Source organism: Acetobacter sp. DmW_043, from assembly GCF_002153485.1.
GTDB classification, from domain to species: Bacteria; Pseudomonadota; Alphaproteobacteria; order Acetobacterales; family Acetobacteraceae; genus Acetobacter; species Acetobacter thailandicus.
The window spans coordinates 1-287 of sequence record NZ_JOMN01000121.1 but is presented as its reverse complement, the minus strand read 5'-3'; the positions used below and the strand labels follow the sequence as shown (position 1 = coordinate 287).

At 64.5% G+C, this 287-nt stretch carries 1 pseudogene; it reads right to left on the bottom strand.

The window, feature by feature from the left end:
* Positions 1-287 (bottom strand): annotated as a pseudogene (locus HK11_RS12170) (Ti-type conjugative transfer relaxase TraA); the annotation flags it as partial.

The window sequence follows — 287 nt, the reverse complement described above, 5'->3', positions numbered from 1 at the left end:
GCAAGCTGTGTATCCCGCTTCAGATCCTTCAGTGCCACACCCTGCTGCGCGTGGCTCAGACCATCCCACGCCTTCACAAACCGCTCAGCCCGCAGATCCGCGCTCCTGCGCACCCTCTCCTCATGCTCAAGCCCCTCGACCAGTTTGCGCGCCCGCACCGGACCTTCCAGACCATACAGCACCGGCCCTATGTCCGGCTGATGCTTCAGCGCAGCCCTCATATCAGCTTCCCCGCCAGGCCGGACCCGCTCCAGATCCCGCACAGCGTCAGACAGCGCCTTCTTCTG